Genomic DNA, 18858 nt, shown 5'->3' with positions numbered 1-18858 from the left:
GTCGTTTTGCCACGACCTATTCTCACAGAATAATGATACGTCCGCATGGTGCGGTTCTGCCCACAAGAATGGGAATAGTTGAGATACTAACGGAGCTTTCCAAAGCCGTCTGTCTGCTTCTGTAACTTATAAATAGACACACAGTAAAGGGGGTGTTACATTATGTTAAATACTGATGTGTTAAATGATGTGATGTTCCAGCGAGGTAAGGTGTTGGAATATGAATAAAACGAAGATAAGAGCAACGGAACAGCCGATTGCTGTTGATATAGAGGGACTGTCTGCTATGTTATCTTGTGGTCGTGCTACCGCAAGAAAGATTGGTGAGCAGGCAGGAGCAAAAATTGTGATAGGTCGCAGGGTTCTTTATTCCATAGAAAAAGTCAAGAAATACTTGTTATATTTGGAAGAATAGAGCGATTTTCTATTTATGTTCTCTGGCGTGTGTAGTATAATAAGAAAGGACAAAGCACGCTGTGAGAACAAGAAAAGAGGCTTTTTCAGAAAGGAATGGTTCTCATGGCAATTAGTAGAAAAGACCCAAAAGGAAGAAAATTAAGAGAGGGCGAAAACTGGCGTAATGATGGAAGATACAGTTATCGTTATACAGATGTAAGAACAGGCAAGAGATTGACAGTCTATGCACAAGATTTACCAAAGCTTCGAGAAAAAGAGAAACAGATTGCAAAGGATATGGAAGATAACATACTGACAGACGGGGCAATCAAAAAAATGACGCTTAACACGTTGTTTGAGCGTTATATGGCAACTCGTGAGCTGGCTGATACTACAAGAGTTAGTTATGTTCGTGCTTGGGAAAACAGAGTAAAAGACGAGATTGGAAATATTAAAGTTGTTCAGCTTTTACCCTCACATATTAAAGCGTATTATGCGAAACTTTCCAAAGCTGGATATGCTTATTCTACAATCAAGTATATTCACAACCTGCTTTATCCTGCATTAGAAATGGCTGTTGATGATGATATTATCCGAAAGAACCCTGCAAAAAGTTCCATTAGCGATTATGGAAAACCAGCAGAGGAAAAAGAAGCCTTAACTGTTTCTCAACAAGAAAAGTTTATGGAGTTTGTAAAACAGAGCAATGTCTATAACATATATTATCCTATGTTTACCATAATGATTGGTACGGGGTTAAGGTGTGGGGAGCTTATTGGTCTTACATGGAAAGATATAAATATCAAGGCAAAAACGGTTAATGTAGACCACCAGCTCATTTATAAGAATTTAGGCGACGGTTGCAAATTCCATATCTCAACACCAAAAACGGAGTCGGGTATTCGTATTATACCTATGACACAAGAAGTTGCAAAAGCCTTTGAGGAACAAAGGAAAATCAATTTCATGCTTGCAAAGGATAAGAGCATTGAGGTGGACGGGTATTCGGGGTTTGTCTTTACAGCGAAATCGGGCAGACCGCTTATGCCGAATGGCGTAAATAGTGTTTTATATAACATTGTAGACGCATATAACAAAACCGAAGTAGAGAGAGCAAAAAAAGAGCATAGGAAAGCAGAGCTGTTACCGAAGTTTTCAGCTCATGTAATGCGTCACACAGCTTGTACCAGAATGGCAGAGTGCCGTATGGACGTAAAAGTTCTTCAATATATTATGGGACACGCTCATATAGATGTAACAATGGAAGTGTATAACCATATTGGAGAGCTGACAAGGATTGAAAATGAGATTGCAAGACTAGATAGTATGGTGTTAAATGCTTGACACCATAAAAAGAAAAATTGGTGTCAAATTGGTGTCAAAACAGAAAAATCACAATTTCAAAAGAAATAAGATACTGCAAACCACTGATTTTAAAGGGTTTGCAAAAAAATAACAAAAATATTAGCACTCACTTATTGCTGGTGCTAATGTTCAAGAAGAAGTTGGTCTTCGTGGCGCACACGTTTCTGCCACAAAATTCCAACCAGAACTCTTCTTCGCCGTTGATTGCTCACCTGCTGGTGACATTTATGGTAACCAAGGTAAAATTGGCGACGGAACACTTTTCCGTTTCTACGACCCAGGACATATCATGTTAAAAGATATGCGTGATTTCTTACTCACAACCGCTGAAGAAGCTGGTATCAAATATCAATATTATGCTGCCAAAGGTGGTACAGATGCTGGTGCTGCTCACCTTAAAAACGGTGGTATCCCATCGACAACTATCGGTGTTTGTGCGCGTTATATTCATTCGCACCAAAGCCTTTATGCTATGGATGACTTCTTGCAAGCGCAAGCTTTCCTTCAAGCTATTGTTAAAAAATTAGACCGCTCAACTGTTGACCTCATCAAACAATACTAGAAAGGAGCTAGGGGACTCAGGTCATTAAGCATCTCTGTTGCACTTCCCCTTTGTCTTACTATGAAAATTGGATTTATCGGAGTTGGAAAAATGGCAACTGCCATTATCAATGGACTCAACACAACATCGCACGATATCATCATTTCAGGTTCTTCACTTCCTCGCTCACGCGAAATCGCAGAGCAACTTGGAGTTAAAGCAGCCCTTTCACACCAAGAACTCATTGACCAATCTGACTTGGTTATCCTTGGTATCAAACCACAAATGTTTGAACCAGTCCTTGCTGGACTTCACTTCCACCAGCCCATTCTTTCAATGGCGGCAGGGGTAACATTGGAACGCCTTGGCAAATTAACAGACCCAAATCTTCCATTAATTCGTATCATGCCAAACCTCAATGCTCAAATTCTAAAAAGTACAACAGCGATTTGTACCAATGACAACGTTTCTGCAGAACTCATAGCAACCACCAAAGAAATCACTAACAGCTTTGGTTCAACCTTTGATATTCCTGAAAAAGACTTTGATACTTTTACAGCTCTTGCAGGCTCTAGTCCAGCTTACATTTACCTATTTATCGAAGCTCTTGCTAAAGCTGGTGTCAAATATGGTATTCCAAAAGAAAAATCACTCGATATCGTGACACAAACGGTCCTTGCTAGTGCTGAAAATCTTCTTCAAGGTTCTGACAGCCCACATGACTTGATTGATAAAATCTCAAGCCCTGGTGGAACAACCATCGCAGGACTTCTCGACCTTGAAAAAACAGGATTGACAGCAAGTGTCATCTCAAGCATCGATGCCACTATCGATAAAGCAAAAGCTTTGTAATTAAAAAAGCACTGAATAAAATCGTTCAGTGCTTTTCTTTACCTCACAAGATCATAAAAAGTACTCCCAATGCATTATTAATAAAATGGATAGCTATTGTATATTCCAGTTTCTGTGTCTTATGATAAACAACAGCAAGTACCAATCCCATACCACCATAAATAATCCAACTTCCAATATTAGTTGGTATATGCAATAAACCAAAAAGCAGAGAACTAAGGATAACACCAAGGTAAGAATTATTAAAGAGACGTCCTAAGATAAGTCCACGCATAACCGTTTCTTCCACAATTGGCGCTGCAATAGCTGTCAAAACAACTAACAAAAGAGGTGACATACCAAGTTGCTCAAGCGCTGCTTGATTTTCTGTATTTGCCCCAATACCATTTTCTAAAAGTAAGACAACACCACCGATATACTTGACAATAGTTAGCACAACAAAACCAACCAAAATGGTTTTCCAAGCTTTCCATGTTTTTAATTCTTCTAAATGACTCAATAGTTCAACTCGTTTAGCAACATAGACTGTAAAAACAGCAACTACCAAAAGAGCTAAAGTAATTAATACAGACTGCCAGAATGGTTGGTCTGCTGCAATAAATGCTGTTGGCAATTGCTCCAAGAAAAGCAATCCCAGAGCCAAAAAGAAATATTTTAAAGCTGTTAAAAGTTTTTTCATGATATCACCTCTTATAAAATTCTTGTAAATATTAGTTTAAAGAAAACAAATCCCCAAAATAAACTATACAACCAAATCAGCAAGACTATCGGATAAGTCAATACAATACCTATAAAAGCATACAAGATAATCAACATAAAATTCTCTAAAAATAAGAGAATCAGCGTTGATAAAGCCGTCACTCGCAAGATGAGCTGATTGCGTTCATCGTAAGCGGCAATATAAGCTGCTTTTAAACGATTCGGTTGCCTTGTCAAAGTTACATAATAGATAGCAACTACTAATCCTGCTACTCCTCCACCTAGTAATAAACCAGCCGCAAAATCATTGGTCTTGATAAAAAATGAAGTCAGTAAACATGAAGCAGCAACAAATAGAAAACTTAGGGATATCGTCATCATATAATGACGATATTCTTCCAATGTCTTTTTCCGAGTCATACTTATTAAAGCTTTTAAAACCACAATTTTCTCCTTTTATTTCCCCAAAATTTTATCTTGAAAAAAGTAATAGATAATACGTTTAACATGATACTCATTGCTAGTAGAAAACCTGATAAAAAGTCACTCAGATTAGCCACCAATACTGTAAGTAACAATAGTTGCCCTAAACTTACCGTAGCAAAACCAACGTTTTTCATAGTCTCATAAAGTGTGTTCATCTTTTTCTCCTACTTTTCATCGTCAAAAATAAAAATCTCTTCAATTGTTTTCCCAAAGTATTTAGCGATTTTATGAGCTAACTCCAAAGAAGCATTATAACGTCCCTTTTCAAGTGAGATAATCGTCTGCCTTGTCACGGCTAACGCTTCTGCCAGTTCTGCTTGACTAATTTTATTTGCTTTGCGTAGTTCTTGGATTTTTGTTTCCATTTCCTCCTCCATATCGCATCAATTAGTAAAGGAGACTTTACATTTTTAGCATAGTATAGTTTACTTTACATTTTTTGTCAAGTTTATTTTATATTTTTTATAAAATAATCAAAAAAGCTGACCCATTCAGGTCAACTTTTCTGGTCTTATCATAATATTTGATAACTTAATTAGTAGAATTTTTAAAACGTTCAACGTCACGCGCAATCACAAGTTCTTCATCAGTTGGGATAACCATAGTTTTCACACGCGCTTTATCTGTTGAAATAACGCCATAGGCTCCTGACACATTCTTAGCTGGATCCGTATCAACACCAAACCAAGTCATGCCAGAAATAATATCCTCACGAACAACGCTTGAATTCTCACCGATACCTGCCGTAAAGACAATAGCATCAGCGCCATTCAAAACCGCAAAATACTGTGCAATGTATTTTCGTAAACGATCAATATACATGTCATAAGCTAACTGACATTTTTCATCGCCCTCTTCCTTCCCAGCAAGAATATCACGCATATCACTTGATTTCTCAGAAATACCAAGAAGACCTGAATCGCGATTTAATACCGTACGAATTTTTTGAGGGCTATTAAGGTTTGGTTCACACTCTAATAAATACGTAATCACACCAGGATCAATGCTTCCTGAACGTGTACCCATCATTGTTCCACCAAGTGGTGTCAAGCCCATTGAAGTATCAACAGATTTACCGTCCTTGATAGCAGTCACGGACACCCCATTACCAATATGGCAAGTAATTAATTTCAGATCTTCCAAGGGTTTTCCTAAAACCTTTGCCGCTTCTTGCGCGACATATTGGTGACTTGTTCCATGGGCACCATATTTACGAATCTTATAATCAGTATAATAACGATTTGCAATCGGATAGCGGTATGCTACTTCAGGCATTGTTGCATGAAAAGCAGTATCAAAAACAACAACACTTGTAATGTCAGGCAAAAGGTCTTTAAAAGCTCTAATTCCAAGAGCTGCTCCAGGATTGTGAAGCGGTGCTAATACGGATAACTCCTCAACTTGTTGAATGACTTTATCAGTTACCAAAACCGAATCTTTGAAGTACTCACCCCCAGCAACAACACGATGTCCAACACCCGTGATTTCATCATAACTAGCAATGATGTCCATTGAAATCAAATCATCCAAGAAAATTTTAACAGCTGCTGTGTGGTCTGGAATATCCTTGGTCTCAGATTTCGTCTGTCCATTAAATTTAACCGTAGAAATACCATTGACAAGACCAATACGTTCAATTAGCCCTTTTGCAATAACTTCTTCTTCTGGCATATTATACAATTGCCATTTCAGACTTGAACTTCCTGCATTAATAGAAATAGTTTTCGCCATAAATTTACCTCTAAAGCGCTTTCATGTTATACCTCCATTATATCACATTTTTTTTAAAATTCATATTATCAACTTTCCATTTTTGAAATTTTCCAATGAAATCGGTCAGAGTTTCACGACTTTGTAAGTCAGAAAGTGGATAAACAAAGGTTTCTGGCGTCTGCGCAGCCTGTTTTTTCAAAACAAAAATTGATTTCGCATTCGCTACATTGCCAAAAATAGATTCTGGCAAAGTAATCACGGCGATAATATCCGCGTAATCTTTCAACCATTGTTTCAATAAATCACTCTGTTTGCTTGTCAAAAGACTAACGGGCGCCAAAAAGACTGCAATACCATCTTTTTTGAGATATTTTAACGATTGTTCCATTAACAAATGGTGGGCATAGGTATGCTCATCAGAACTTGCCACTTTATAACGTTTTGCAATGTCATCATTAGGATAGAAACCCACTGGCAAATCACTAATAATCACATCACTTTCTTGTAGAATTTGTGGACGCACAGCGTCTTCTTGAATAAACCGAGCATCAGAATCCATCACTTCTGCAATACTTGCTGATAAATCAATCAACAAATCGTCAACTTCAATACCAAGATAATTTAATTCTTTAGACGAATTATTTAAGAATGTTTGAGCAAGGTTCCCTGTCCCACTACCAATTTCTAAAAGGTCAATTTTATCTGAATCTGTCAGATTTTCAATCAAGAACAGCAAAATAAAACCAATAGCATCTGGTGTAAATTGATGATTGGCTTGCAGTTGCTCTGTTTGACCAGCTTTGATAAAGATAAATTGGAAAGCTCGACGCCACTCTTCTTTGGTCAATGCAAGCTGACGCAGTTTCTCATTGTTGGCAGCAACTTCTTCACTGGCACCTTCAGCACCCAAGTAAAAAGAGTTCTGTTCAATAAGCGCATCATAAATATGAGTTTTTAACTCATTTTCAATTAATTGGATATTTTCTAAAATCAGCTCATAGGCTGTTTCAATTTTTTCAAAATTCATCTTGTCCTCCGCAACCCTATCATATCAAAAAACGCAGGAAATGAAAAGAAAGCCCTAATTAGCTTTCTCTTTCTGAACACTTTGGAAAACAAAGTCAAATTCTTGTTGATTAGGCAGTTTGACCATCACCTGCAATCGATTATCTTGGAAGTTGTAGTCAGTTACTCCTTGGTCAAATGTAAGATGACCAGTATCCTCTTTTGCCAAATCTTTTGTTAATTCTGCCATTAAATAAGCCTGACTAGCAGATAGCTGCGCTTGGTGTTGTCGCTCCATTGCCACGACACGTCCTAGATAAAATTGCAAAAGCAAGGCAAAAATTGCTGCCATAAGCAAAGCATAGATTAAAATCCCTGCCTTAACTTGCTGTTTCAAAAGTGTAAACAAATGTCCTCTCCAAACCATTCTCTAAATTCAATGTCATTGTCACCTTCTGACCATCTCTAGAAATAGCAGAAGATTTTACTCCAAATATCATTGGCTGATAGCCTTGACCAGATGCATTTGTTTTACGAAAATCATCAGCCTTTGACTGTCCAAATGCCAACTTTTGACTGGACTTCGTCACATATAGCTTGTTATTTTCAACCTTATCTAATTGACAATTGGCAAGTTCCGCACGCAGCTGTTGTGAAAACAAAAGCCAGTTTTCCTCTTGATTTTCCGACAAATAATGCACATTTGCAGAAATAGATTGCGTTAAGCCATTGTAAACAAGAATAGCACCCGAAATTATCAATAAAGAAACCAAACATTCTATGAGGGTGAATGCCTTTAAACTAGTCTTTTTTAACGTGTAATATTTCCGTTTTCCCCTCATAAACATAGACCTCTCCATCTTTTTTGATAATCTCAACCTCAATACCATTCATCTTCAAATGATTTTGCCCTGTTTGCACAGCCATTGTTGCCACATTAAGAACTTCCTGCTGCCGTAAACTTTCTTGCATAAACTGCCTATTTTTATCAATTTCCCCTAAAACAATACTCGTAATCATCGCTAACAATCCTAGTGCTATCAAGCTCTCAAGGAGTATGTAAGCTTTTAGTTTCTGTCTTTTTATATTTACCACTCCCTAAATATAATTGATAGTTGAACTCTTTATCTGACGTTTGAAAGGTTAATTTTGCCAAGGACGAATTGCCTCCTGCTTTGTCAAAATTGACTTGATAAGTTTTATCAACTTTGACCGATGGAGGGAGTTTTACCGCTGAGAAATCAGTAGATACTTCCTCTTGCGAAACAGTCAACGTAAGACTTTGTTGCCTAGCATTAGCTAATTTTTGCGTATCACAATAGAGATTTTCAAACGATAAAAAGAAAATCTTTTCTTCCACATTTTGAAAAATGCCATTCAAAGAGCCTGACAACATCATGATAATAAAACAGGAAATTCCTAGTGTTAATAAACTTTCTAAAAGGGTAAAAGCTGAAACTGTTTTATTTTTTAGCTTCATTGTAAGTTTTTGCTTGTTCAGAAGTGATGTATCCAACTTCAACTAAATCATCAACAGTCGGTTTATCTCCCGTTTTCAGTTCGTACAAATCCATCTGGCTTTCAACCACTTTCACAACAGCAGCATCGCCTTTTTCACGAACAACGTCCTTTTGCTTACTCAAATTCGGTACAAAAAGCAACATTAAAACACTGATAATAAGAAGCACAATCAACATCTCCACAAGTGTGAAAGCAGCCACAGACTTTTTACGTAATTTTTTCCAAATCTTTTTCATTAAAAATTTCCTCCCATATTTTGATACATTGGCAACAGCATTGCCACATAAATTAACACAATAATCAAAGCTACAAAGACAAAAACAAGTGGTTGAATGAGCTGTGTTGCTTGAGTCAATTTGCCAAAAAAGCTCTGCCATGTTTCCTCAGCATAAATGTCCAACTCACGCCCAAGCTTTGATTTGATCTCACCATATTCAATCATCAAGCTCAATTCTCGCAAAAAGAATGGATAATCCAGAACTTTTTGATGAAAAGCTTGCCCTGAAAGCAGCGCTTCTTCCATATCCTTTCCAATCTCTTGAAATAAGAGTGACTTTTGCTTTTGCATGATTCCCACGATTGCCATTAATTCAATACCTTGCCCAATCAAATTTCCCCATTCACGCGCATAGTAAGCTGTCAAATATAACCTAACATAGTTTCCCACAAGTGGAATCCGGCTTATTCGACTATATAAATCAATCTGCGATAAACGCCTAGCATAAAATGTCGTACAAATAAGCAACACTCCAATCGAGAAAATACTTAACAAAAAAATCGTTGGAAAATGCGCAATAATCTGCGTTGCCACATTTTGGCTTTCCAGCTGCGGCAGTAAATAATTCTTCAACCCCAGCATAATCAAAATAAGAAACAAGAACAAAATCAATGGATACGTTGCAACTTCAATTAACTTTTTTCTGACGACAGTCATGCTAGAAAGGTAAGACTCAATTTTTAGCAGACTTTTCTGACTGTTTCCATGAACATCAGCCAAAGCAATTTGTGTGACAATATTGTCCGAAAACCCTAAATCTACCATCATTGCTGCTAGACTAGCACCATTTAACAAACTTTCTTGCATCCTCTCAACATAAACCTCTGACAACAATTGACTTCTTCGGAGAAAAAACACAATTTCTGTTAAATTAAACCCACTTTTAAAAAGATTATTAAAGAGTTGGATAACCTTGCGCTGTTTTTTAAATGGCAATTTTTTCGATTTTTGCTTGTTCAGCTGTGATATGTCCGTCTTTAACAAGACTTTCAATTTTTGCATTCCAGCATTCTGGTCGGTGACTTTCAAAGTTTTCTTTAACAAAATCAATCACACCTCCTCCACCAATTAAGCGTTGATAAACAATGGCACGCAAACTATTTTCCAATTCTTGCTTACTAACACCCAATTCCAAAAGACGTTCGTAAACGCCAGGGATACTTTTCGCATGAATGGTCGAAAACACAATAGCTCCTGTCAAACTTGCACGAACGACTGCACGCGCTGTCTCGCTATCACGAATTTCTCCAATAATCAGAATATCTGGTCTATGGCGAAGCGATAATTTAATTAGCTCATCATAAGTCATCCCAATATCACTATTTAACTGCAACTGCAACATTTGTTCTTGTTTGATTTCAACAGGGTCCTCAATTGTAATGACTTGCTTATCAGGAAATTTTTCACGAACCAATTGGTACATGAGAGTGGTTTTTCCACTCCCTACTGGTCCCGAAAAAAGGTAAAGTCCCCTACTATCAATGGCTTCTAAAATATTTTTCATCCCATCAAACCAATATTGCAAGTCATGACGGCCAGAATAAAGCAAGCGAATCACTAAACTTTCTCGTCCACGATAATCACCAACACTCGACAAGCGAAGCGAAATCTCTTCCTCATCTGCAAATTGATAATCACAAGAACCTAACTGACTGCGACGTTTCTCACCAACATTCATACCAGCCACAAATTTAAAATGACTAATCAAGCTAGTCATCTGCTCTATCTCAAAATAATCAACAAATCGCCGTTGGTCTCCTACGCGTTGATACACTTCATAACAATCTTCTCTAGGTAAAATGTAAATATCTTGCGCATTAACTTCAACAGCATCTTTAATGAGTTGCTTTGCTTCTTCCTGAATCATCTTGACCTCCTACTTTTCTATTCGTAAATTAGTCATAAAAAACAAAAAAATCATGGAAAAAATTCCATGATTACGATTCGAATTTACAATTTTGGGGTCTTGACTCATCATTTTGAACGTTAAAATGATAAGAAAAAGTCCCTTCAGGCAATTCTTTACCGTCTTTGAGCATTAAAATGGAATGGTACTGTTGCAGATAATCCCCACAATTCTCACACCAACGTTGATCTGTCTTATCCCAGAAAGCCGCCTGAAGATTATCATGATATTTACAACTTGGTAAAGTCGTTTTAAGAGATAACCATTCTGTTTTGTAAAAGGAGAAAGCATCCTCAAAATACTCAAAACGTTTTTCTTCTATAATATCTTTTTGCCAATCTTTCAAGAACCACCACGGCTCATAATCCCCATACATTTTTATCACTTGATACATTTAACACACTTCCTTACGGAGTTTATTATATAAAAATCAAAAGCTTTTTAAAAAGAATTTGCTTATTTAGAATTATTATCAGTAAAGTTCGGTGATAATAAGCACAAAGGTCTGAGATGAAAATCTCAGACCTTTTCATTTATTAGCATAAAATGTGAACTAACCTTATTCAGCACCTGTTGAAACGGTTGCTTCAACTGTTTCTGCTTCTTCACTTATTTCAAGTTCATTAACAGCTTGTGGTTCAAGGTTACGGTAACGAGCCATACCTGTACCAGCTGGAATGATTTTACCGATAATAACATTTTCTTTAAGACCAAGAAGATGATCTTTCTTACCACGGATAGCAGCATCTGTAAGAACACGAGTTGTTTCTTGGAATGATGCGGCTGACAAGAATGAGTTAGTTTCAAGCGAAGCTTTTGTAATCCCCATAAGCACTGGACGTGATGTTGCAGGGATACCACCAGAGATAACAACATCTTTGTTAGCATCCGTAAAGTCTGCAATATCCATAAGTGTGCCTGGGAGAAGTTCTGTATCACCTGGATCCATGATACGAACTTTGCGAAGCATTTGGCGAACCATTACTTCGACGTGTTTATCACCGATTTCTACCCCTTGGCTACGGTAAACTTTTTGTACTTCAGCAAGAAGGTAAGTTTCAACTGATAATGTGTCACGAACTTCAAGGAGACGTTTAGGTTGGATAGAACCTTCAGTAAGTGGAGCACCACGGTGTACCTCATCACCAACAGCAACTTTCATGCGGGCAGTGAATGGTACCACGTATTCACCCATACCAGTTTTACCTTGAACGTAAACTTTCTTAGTACGTGTAGAAGCATCTTCTTCGATGTCAACAACAGTACCTTTAACTTCAGTAATAACGGCTTCCCCTTTAGGATTACGAGCTTCAAAGATTTCTTGGATACGAGGAAGACCTTGTGTGATATCGGTATTTGACGCAACACCACCCGTGTGGAAAGTACGCATTGTAAGCTGTGTACCAGGTTCACCGATAGATTGAGCGGCAATTGTACCAACTGCTTCACCAACTTCAACCGCATCACCTGTTGCAAGGTTGACACCATAACAGTGACGGCAGACACCATGACGAGTGTTACATGTGAATACTGAACGGATTGTAACTTCTTCAACACCAGCTTTAACAATTTCAGCTGCCATATCTTCAGTAATCAATACATCTGAACCAACAATAACTTCGCCAGTTTCAGGATGTTTAACAGATTTCTTAGTGTAACGACCAACAAGACGCTCTTCAAGAGTTTCTGTCACCTCTTTACCGTCAGTAATGGCACGAATAACAAGACCACGGTCAGTTCCACAATCATCTTCACGAATGATAACATCTTGGGCAACGTCAACCAAACGACGAGTAAGGTAACCAGAGTCGGCAGTCTTAAGGGCTGTATCGGTCATACCTTTACGAGCACCGTGAGTTGAGAAGAACATTTCCAAGACAGACAAACCTTCACGGAAGTTAGATAGGATAGGCAATTCCATGATACGTCCGTTCGGAGCAGCCATCAAACCACGCATACCGGCAAGTTGTGAGAAGTTAGAGATGTTACCACGAGCTCCTGAGTCCATCATCATAACGATAGGATTCTTAGGATCTTGTGTTTCAATCAGACGTTGTTCAAGTTCTTCTTTAGCTTCACGCCATGTTGTTGTAACAGCAACATAACGGTCATCATCAGTCATCAAACCACGACGGAAGGCTTTGTTGATTTGTTCAACTTTGCTGTGAGCTGCATCGATAATTTCTTGTTTGTTATCGATAACTGGGATATCGGCGATACCTACTGTCAAACCAGCAAGAGTTGAATGATAGTAACCAAGGTCTTTCAAGCGGTCAAGGAAAGCTGATGTTTCTGTTGTACGGAAACGTTTAAAGATTTCCGCAATGATATTTCCAAGATTTTTCTTCTTAAATGGTACATTGATTTCCAAGCTGTCAATAGCAGATTGAATATCTTGTCCTGGTGCTAAGAAGTATTTATCTGGAGTTTTTTCTGTTAAGTTAGCATTGTTTGGCTCTTGAAGGTAAGGTAAATCCTCAGGCATGATATCGTTGAAGAGAATCTTACCTACAGTTGTAACCAGGATTTTATGTTTCTGTTCGTCAGTCCATGGTTTATTTGGCATGCTATCAACGGCAATACCCACACGAGTATGCAAGTGAACATAACCATTACGGTAAGCCATAACTGCTTCATCACGGTCTTTGAAGATCATTCCTTCACCTTCACGACCTGGTTCTTCCATAGTAAGGTAGTAGTTACCAAGAACCATATCTTGAGATGGTGTTACGACTGGTTTACCATCTTTAGGGTTAAGGATGTGTTCTGCGGCAAGCATAAGAAGACGTGCTTCAGCTTGTGCTTCTTCAGAAAGTGGTACGTGGATGGCCATTTGGTCACCATCGAAGTCGGCATTGTAGGCTTCACAAACAAGTGGGTGAAGACGAAGTGCTTTACCATCGATAAGGACTGGTTCGAAGGCTTGGATACCCAAACGGTGAAGAGTCGGTGCGCGGTTAAGTAGTACTGGATGTTCTTTGATAACTTCTTCAAGAATATCCCAAATACGTTCATCACCACGTTCAACCATACGTTTCGCTGCTTTAACGTTACCAGCATAGTCACGCGCAACAATTTCACGCATTACGAATGGTTTGAACAATTCGATAGCCATTTCACGCGGCACACCACATTGATACATTTTAAGTGTTGGACCTACGGCGATAACTGAACGTCCAGAGAAGTCAACACGTTTACCAAGCAAGTTTTGACGGAAACGACCTTGTTTACCTTTAAGCATGTGGCTCAAAGATTTAAGAGGACGGCTACCAGGACCAGTGATTGGACGACCACGACGACCGTTATCGATAAGAGCATCAACAGCTTCTTGCAACATACGTTTTTCATTTTGCACAATGATACCTGGGGCATTCAATTCAAGCAAACGAGCCAAACGGTTGTTACGGTTGATAACACGACGGTAAAGGTCATTCAAGTCAGATGCAGCGAAACGTCCACCATCCAATTGAACCATTGGACGAAGATCTGGTGGAATAACTGGCAAGATGTTAAGTACCATCCATTCTGGTTTGTTACCAGATTTGTAGAAGGCATCAAGCACGTCCAAACGACGGACAGCTTTGATACGTTTTTGCCCTGTTGCTGTTTTCAATTCTTCCTTAAGTTCAGCGATTTCAGATTTCAAATCAACGCGTTTAAGAAGATCTTGGATAGCTTCAGCACCCATTTTCGCAACAAATGAGCCTTGTCCGTATTCTTGTAATTTTTCACGATATTCACGCTCAGTCAAAAGTGATTTTGGTTCAAGCGGAGTATCTTTTGGATCGATAACTACGTAAGCAGCGAAGTAAATAACTTCTTCAAGAGCACGTGGACTCATATCAAGAGTAAGTCCCATGCGTGATGGAATACCTTTGAAGTACCAGATGTGTGATACTGGAGCTTTCAATTCAATGTGTCCCATGCGTTCACGACGAACTTTAGCACGTGTTACTTCAACACCACAGCGGTCACAAACAATTCCTTTATAACGAATACGTTTATATTTACCACAAGCACATTCCCAGTCTTTTGTTGGTCCAAAGATTACTTCATCAAAAAGACCTTCACGTTCTGGTTTGAGCGTACGATAGTTGATTGTTTCAGGTTTTTTAACTTCACCATAAGACCATGAACGGACTTTACTTGGTGAGGCTAATGTGATTTGCATACTTTTAAAACGATTTACGTCAACCACTAGTTTTACCTTTCTTTATTGTTCTTTTGAAAATAGCAGAGCTACTTTCTAACTTGTCACGACTTACAAATTTTTGTCTGCAAGACATTATTTATCGTTATAGGACTCATTCAAACAATCTGACTAGGAAAGGCAAGGTTGGCTTGCACTTTCCATGTCTAAATTGTTATTTCCTATTATTTATTTTCTTCAGCAGAAACTTCTACTTTTTCAGCAGATTCAGTTTCTTGCTTTTGACGAGCTTTTTCAAGGTCATCAACGTGCATAACGTCGTCGTCTTCACCTTCATCAAGATCACGAAGTTCTACTTCGTTATCATCTTCATCAAGCACACGCATATCAAGACCAAGTGATTGCAATTCTTTAACAAGCACTCGGAATGATTCTGGTACACCTGGTTTTGGAATTGGTTTACCTTTAGTGATAGCTTCATAAGCTTTAAGACGTCCAGTCACATCATCTGACTTGTATGTCAAGATTTCTTGAAGGACATTTGATGCACCATAAGCTTCCAAAGCCCAAACTTCCATTTCACCGAAACGTTGTCCACCAAATTGTGCTTTACCACCAAGAGGTTGTTGTGTAACAAGTGAGTAAGGACCAACTGAACGAGCGTGAAGTTTATCATCAACCATGTGGTGAAGTTTGATCATGTACATGATACCAACAGAGACACGATTATCAAATGGTTCACCTGTACGACCGTCATAAAGAACTGTCTTAGCGTCGCTATCCATACCAGCTTCACGAACAGTATCCCAAAGGTCTTCTGAAGTTGCCCCGTCAAAGACTGGAGTTGCAATGTGAATACCGAGGTTACGAGCTGCCATACCAAGGTGAAGTTCCATAACTTGTCCGATATTCATACGAGATGGCACCCCAAGAGGGTTCAACATGATATCAACTGGAGTTCCGTCTGGAAGATATGGCATGTCTTCAACAGGAACGATACGAGAAACAACCCCTTTGTTTCCGTGACGACCGGCCATTTTATCTCCGACTTTGATTTTACGTTTTTGTGCAATGTAAACACGAACGAGCATGTTGACACCTGATTGCAATTCATCACCGTTAGCACGTGTGAAGATTTTAACGTCACGAACAACACCGTCTCCACCGTGTGGTACACGAAGTGATGTATCACGTACTTCACGAGATTTATCACCGAAGATTGCGTGAAGAAGGCGTTCTTCAGCAGAAAGGTCTTTTTCACCTTTAGGTGTTACTTTACCTACAAGGATATCACCTTCTTTAACTTCAGCACCAATACGGATAATACCCATTTCGTCAAGGTCTTTAAGAGCTTCTTCACCAACGTTTGGAATTTCGCGAGTGATTTCTTCAGGGCCTAACTTAGTATCACGTGTTTCTGATTCAAATTCTTCCAAGTGAACTGATGTGTAAACATCTTCTTTAACAAGACGTTCGCTCATGATAACGGCATCTTCATAGTTGTAACCATCCCATGTCATGTAGGCAACGATTGGGTTTTGACCAAGTGCCATTTCACCTTTTTCCATAGAAGGTCCGTCAGCAATGAAGTCACCTTTTTCAACAATATCACCAACTTTAACAAGTGTACGTTGGTTGTATGCTGTACCTGAGTTTGAACGACGGAATTTAGTAATGTGGTAAACATCAAGTGAACCATCTTCACGACGAACTTCAACTTTTTCAGCGTCTGAGAAGACTACGCGTCCATCATGTTTAGCGATAACAGCGGCACCAGAATCGTGAGCTGCTTGATATTCCATACCAGTACCAACATATGGTGCATGTGGGTCAATCAATGGCACCGCTTGACGTTGCATGTTGGCACCCATAAGGGCACGGTTTGAATCATCATTTTCAAGGAAAGGAATACATGCTGTCGCAACGGCAACTACTTGTTTAGGAGAAACATCCACGAAGTCAACGATGTTTGATGGGAATTCTTGGTTATTACCTTGATGACGTCCCATAACAATTTCTTCAGCGAATGTTCCATCTTCGTTAAGTTTCGAGTTAGCTTGCGCTACCGTGTATTCATCTTCTTCATCGGCAGTCAACCAAACAATTTCGTTTGTAACCACACCAGTAGTACGGTCAACTTTACGATATGGTGTTTGGATGAAACCATATTTATTAAGATGTCCGTATGTTGACAAGTTATTAATCAAACCGATGTTAGGTCCTTCAGGAGTTTCAATCGGACACATACGACCATAGTGAGTGTAGTGCACGTCACGAACTTCATAACCAGCACGGTCACGAGTCAAACCACCAGGTCCTAAGGCTGACAAACGACGTTTGTGAGACAATTCAGAAAGTGGGTTGTGTTGGTCCATGAACTGTGACAATTGAGAAGAACCGAAGAATTCTTTAACAGCCGCAGTTACAGGACGAATGTTGATGATTTGTTGTGGTGTCAACACTTCATTGTCTTGAACTGACATACGTTCACGAACATTACGTTCCATACGAGCAAGACCAATACGGAATTGGTTAGCAAGCAATTCACCAACGGCACGAATACGACGGTTACCAAGGTGGTCGATATCGTCAACTTTACCAAGACCTTCAGCAAGATTAAGGAAGTATGACATTTCAGCCAAGATGTCTGCTGGTGTAAGTGCACGCACTTTATCATCAGGATTTGCATTACCTACGATTGTAACAACGCGGTCTGGGTCAACCGGTGACACAACTTTGAATTTTTGAAGAACGACAGGTTCAGTGACAACAGCGTAATCATTTGGTGTGTAAACAAATTTGTTAAGGTCACCATCTAATTGTTCAGCAATTGAATCAATCACGTCACGTGTCATTACTGTACCAGCTTCAACAAGAATTTCACCAGTTTCAGTATCAACCAAGTTTTCAGCTATAGTTTGGTTCAAGAGACGAGTCTTGACGTTAAGTTTTTTATTGATTTTGTAACGTCCAACAGCTGCCAAGTCATAACGACGTGGGTCAAAGAAACGAGCTACAAGCAAACTACGTGAGCTATCGGCTGTTTTTGGTTCACCTGGACGAAGGCGTTCGTAAATTTCTTTAAGCGCTTCGTCAGTACGTGAATCTGCTGGATTTTTATGAATATCTTTTTCAATAGTATTACGAACAAGCTCGCTGTCACCGAAGATATCCACGATTTCATCATCACCTGAGAAACCAAGTGCACGTACAAGTGTTGTAAATGGAATTTTACGTGTACGGTCAATACGTGTGTAAGCAATGTCTTTTGAATCTGTTTCTAATTCAAGCCAAGCTCCACGGTTAGGAATTACAGTTGAACCGTAACCAACTTTACCGTTTTTATCAACTTTATCGTTGAAATAAACACCAGGAGAACGAACTAACTGAGAAACGATAATACGTTCACCACCGTTGATGATGAATGTACCCATTTCAGTCATGATTGGGAAATCACCGAAGAAAACTTCTTGAGTTTTGATTTCTCCTGTTTCTTTATTAATCAAACGGAAGGTTACAAAAATAGGTGCTGAATAAGATGCATCGTGGATACGAGCTTCTTCAAGCGTATATTTAGGCTCTTTTAATTCGTAACCAACAAATTCAAGCTCCATAGTATCCGTAAAGTTTGTAATCGGAAGTACATCTTCAAAAACTTCTCTCAATCCATTATCCAAGAAGTCTTTAAAAGAATCCGTTTGAATTTCAATCAAGTTAGGTAAATCAAGAACTTCCTTGATTCTTGAAAAGCTACGACGTGTACGGTGTTTCCCGTACTGAACTTCATGTCCTGCCAAGTTTTTTACTCCTTCATTAAAATACAGAGGTCAATAAATGTCACATAACCCGATTCCCTTCATTTTGACGAGAATCATCATTATTTTTCATTTTGACCTTTATAGTTAGGTTGCTCATTAAAACACCCTGCCAAGTGTGTCGTTGATGTG

The 18858-nt window shown here is 38.8% G+C and carries 19 protein-coding genes and 1 pseudogene; 4 read left to right on the top strand and 16 right to left on the bottom strand.

Features of this window, described 5'->3' with window-relative positions; translation table 11 throughout:
- Window positions 1–220: 220 nt before the first annotated feature.
- The 4 genes and pseudogenes from CCC20_RS06425 (at window position 221) to proC (ending at window position 3154) form a co-directional block, all read left to right on the top strand.
- Window positions 221–415, top strand: a complete 195-nt coding sequence (locus CCC20_RS06425) for a hypothetical protein (RefSeq protein ID WP_004614488.1) — start codon at window positions 221–223, stop codon at window positions 413–415.
- 104 nt (window positions 416–519) lie between these two features.
- Window positions 520–1740: a tyrosine-type recombinase/integrase gene (locus tag CCC20_RS06420; RefSeq protein ID WP_021414780.1), complete on the top strand. Its 1221-nt coding sequence runs from the start codon at window positions 520–522 to the stop codon at window positions 1738–1740.
- A gap of 124 nt (window positions 1741–1864) precedes the next feature.
- Window positions 1865–2323: pseudogene (locus tag CCC20_RS06415) on the top strand (zinc-binding metallopeptidase family protein); the annotation flags it as partial.
- Between the two features lie 60 nt (window positions 2324–2383).
- Window positions 2384–3154 (top strand): pyrroline-5-carboxylate reductase, encoded by a 771-nt coding sequence (gene proC, locus CCC20_RS06410; RefSeq protein WP_058692640.1) that lies wholly within the window; start codon window positions 2384–2386, stop codon window positions 3152–3154.
- 43 nt (window positions 3155–3197) lie between these two features.
- Here the strand turns inward: proC and CCC20_RS06405 are convergent, their stop codons facing one another.
- The 16 genes from CCC20_RS06405 to rpoB form a co-directional block, all read right to left on the bottom strand.
- A complete protein-coding gene (locus CCC20_RS06405) occupies window positions 3198–3833 on the bottom strand; it encodes a CPBP family intramembrane glutamic endopeptidase (RefSeq protein ID WP_058692639.1) in 636 nt (211 codons plus the stop codon).
- Window positions 3834–3844: 11 nt separating this feature from the next.
- Window positions 3845–4297: a hypothetical protein gene (locus tag CCC20_RS06400; protein WP_058692638.1), complete on the bottom strand. Its 453-nt coding sequence runs from the start codon at window positions 4295–4297 to the stop codon at window positions 3845–3847.
- Window positions 4288–4494: a hypothetical protein gene (locus CCC20_RS06395; protein WP_058692637.1), complete on the bottom strand. Its 207-nt coding sequence runs from the start codon at window positions 4492–4494 to the stop codon at window positions 4288–4290. Before CCC20_RS06395 ends, CCC20_RS06400 begins: the two co-directional genes overlap by 10 nt.
- Before the next feature lie 9 nt (window positions 4495–4503).
- Entirely contained in the window at window positions 4504–4704 is a 201-nt protein-coding gene (locus tag CCC20_RS06390; protein ID WP_058692636.1) for a helix-turn-helix transcriptional regulator, read from the bottom strand.
- Between the two features lie 166 nt (window positions 4705–4870).
- Window positions 4871–6070 (bottom strand): acetate kinase, encoded by a 1200-nt coding sequence (locus tag CCC20_RS06385; protein ID WP_058692635.1) that lies wholly within the window; start codon window positions 6068–6070, stop codon window positions 4871–4873.
- 37 nt (window positions 6071–6107) lie between these two features.
- Window positions 6108–7079, bottom strand: coding sequence for a class I SAM-dependent methyltransferase (locus CCC20_RS06380; protein ID WP_117479470.1), 972 nt, complete (start codon window positions 7077–7079; stop codon window positions 6108–6110).
- Between the two features lie 54 nt (window positions 7080–7133).
- Entirely contained in the window at window positions 7134–7484 is a 351-nt protein-coding gene (comGG, locus tag CCC20_RS06375; RefSeq protein ID WP_238374707.1) for a competence type IV pilus minor pilin ComGG, read from the bottom strand.
- Window positions 7438–7905, bottom strand: a complete 468-nt coding sequence (comGF, locus tag CCC20_RS06370) for a competence type IV pilus minor pilin ComGF (RefSeq protein WP_058692632.1) — start codon at window positions 7903–7905, stop codon at window positions 7438–7440. The genes comGG and comGF overlap by 47 nt, the downstream gene beginning before the upstream one ends.
- Window positions 7859–8152 (bottom strand): competence type IV pilus minor pilin ComGE, encoded by a 294-nt coding sequence (gene comGE / locus CCC20_RS06365; protein ID WP_081048608.1) that lies wholly within the window; start codon window positions 8150–8152, stop codon window positions 7859–7861. Before comGE ends, comGF begins: the two co-directional genes overlap by 47 nt.
- The gene (gene comGD / locus CCC20_RS06360) at window positions 8106–8537 is read right to left on the bottom strand and encodes a competence type IV pilus minor pilin ComGD (RefSeq protein ID WP_058692630.1); all 432 of its coding nucleotides are present in this window, start codon (window positions 8535–8537) and stop codon (window positions 8106–8108) included. The genes comGE and comGD overlap by 47 nt, the downstream gene beginning before the upstream one ends.
- The gene (gene comGC, locus CCC20_RS06355; protein WP_003062921.1) at window positions 8521–8814 is read right to left on the bottom strand and encodes a competence type IV pilus major pilin ComGC; all 294 of its coding nucleotides are present in this window, start codon (window positions 8812–8814) and stop codon (window positions 8521–8523) included. Before comGC ends, comGD begins: the two co-directional genes overlap by 17 nt.
- Window positions 8814–9857, bottom strand: coding sequence for a competence type IV pilus assembly protein ComGB (comGB, locus tag CCC20_RS06350; RefSeq protein WP_003062919.1), 1044 nt, complete (start codon window positions 9855–9857; stop codon window positions 8814–8816). Before comGB ends, comGC begins: the two co-directional genes overlap by 1 nt.
- Window positions 9781–10722, bottom strand: a complete 942-nt coding sequence (gene comGA / locus CCC20_RS06345; protein ID WP_003062917.1) for a competence type IV pilus ATPase ComGA — start codon at window positions 10720–10722, stop codon at window positions 9781–9783. The genes comGB and comGA overlap by 77 nt, the downstream gene beginning before the upstream one ends.
- A 70-nt stretch (window positions 10723–10792) precedes the next feature.
- Window positions 10793–11155, bottom strand: a complete 363-nt coding sequence (locus CCC20_RS06340) for a DUF1033 family protein (RefSeq protein ID WP_058692629.1) — start codon at window positions 11153–11155, stop codon at window positions 10793–10795.
- Between the two features lie 165 nt (window positions 11156–11320).
- The gene (rpoC, locus tag CCC20_RS06335) at window positions 11321–14959 is read right to left on the bottom strand and encodes a DNA-directed RNA polymerase subunit beta' (protein WP_003062914.1); all 3639 of its coding nucleotides are present in this window, start codon (window positions 14957–14959) and stop codon (window positions 11321–11323) included.
- Window positions 14960–15135: 176 nt separating this feature from the next.
- Complete coding sequence (rpoB, locus tag CCC20_RS06330; protein WP_058692628.1) at window positions 15136–18708, bottom strand: DNA-directed RNA polymerase subunit beta; 3573 nt, start codon at window positions 18706–18708, stop codon at window positions 15136–15138.
- Window positions 18709–18858 lie beyond the last annotated feature (150 nt).

Source organism: Streptococcus sp. LMAG:39 (assembly GCF_008680485.1).
GTDB classification, from domain to species: Bacteria; Bacillota; Bacilli; order Lactobacillales; family Streptococcaceae; genus Streptococcus; species Streptococcus pasteurianus.
Note: the sequence above shows the minus strand (reverse complement) of the source record. Positions and strands in the feature narration are given on the sequence as shown.

Excerpts from the sequence above, each read along its gene's own strand:
- comGB (WP_003062919.1), bottom strand. The coding sequence starts at position 9,857 with ATGCAAAAATTGAAAGTCTTGTTAAAGACGGACATATCACAGCTGAAC.
- comGC (WP_003062921.1), bottom strand. The coding sequence starts at position 8,814 with ATGAAAAAGATTTGGAAAAAATTACGTAAAAAGTCTGTGGCTGCTTTC.
- comGA (WP_003062917.1), bottom strand. The coding sequence starts at position 10,722 with ATGATTCAGGAAGAAGCAAAGCAACTCATTAAAGATGCTGTTGAAGTT.
- CCC20_RS06395 (WP_058692637.1), bottom strand. The coding sequence starts at position 4,494 with ATGAACACACTTTATGAGACTATGAAAAACGTTGGTTTTGCTACGGTA.
- comGF (WP_058692632.1), bottom strand. The coding sequence starts at position 7,905 with ATGTTTATGAGGGGAAAACGGAAATATTACACGTTAAAAAAGACTAGT.
- CCC20_RS06425 (WP_004614488.1), top strand. The coding sequence starts at position 221 with ATGAATAAAACGAAGATAAGAGCAACGGAACAGCCGATTGCTGTTGAT.
- CCC20_RS06405 (WP_058692639.1), bottom strand. The coding sequence starts at position 3,833 with ATGAAAAAACTTTTAACAGCTTTAAAATATTTCTTTTTGGCTCTGGGA.
- proC (WP_058692640.1), top strand. The coding sequence starts at position 2,384 with ATGAAAATTGGATTTATCGGAGTTGGAAAAATGGCAACTGCCATTATC.
- comGG (WP_238374707.1), bottom strand. The coding sequence starts at position 7,484 with ATGGTTTGGAGAGGACATTTGTTTACACTTTTGAAACAGCAAGTTAAG.
- comGD (WP_058692630.1), bottom strand. The coding sequence starts at position 8,537 with ATGAAGCTAAAAAATAAAACAGTTTCAGCTTTTACCCTTTTAGAAAGT.
- CCC20_RS06420 (WP_021414780.1), top strand. The coding sequence starts at position 520 with ATGGCAATTAGTAGAAAAGACCCAAAAGGAAGAAAATTAAGAGAGGGC.
- CCC20_RS06380 (WP_117479470.1), bottom strand. The coding sequence starts at position 7,079 with ATGAATTTTGAAAAAATTGAAACAGCCTATGAGCTGATTTTAGAAAAT.
- CCC20_RS06385 (WP_058692635.1), bottom strand. The coding sequence starts at position 6,070 with ATGGCGAAAACTATTTCTATTAATGCAGGAAGTTCAAGTCTGAAATGG.
- CCC20_RS06340 (WP_058692629.1), bottom strand. The coding sequence starts at position 11,155 with ATGTATCAAGTGATAAAAATGTATGGGGATTATGAGCCGTGGTGGTTC.
- CCC20_RS06390 (WP_058692636.1), bottom strand. The coding sequence starts at position 4,704 with ATGGAAACAAAAATCCAAGAACTACGCAAAGCAAATAAAATTAGTCAA.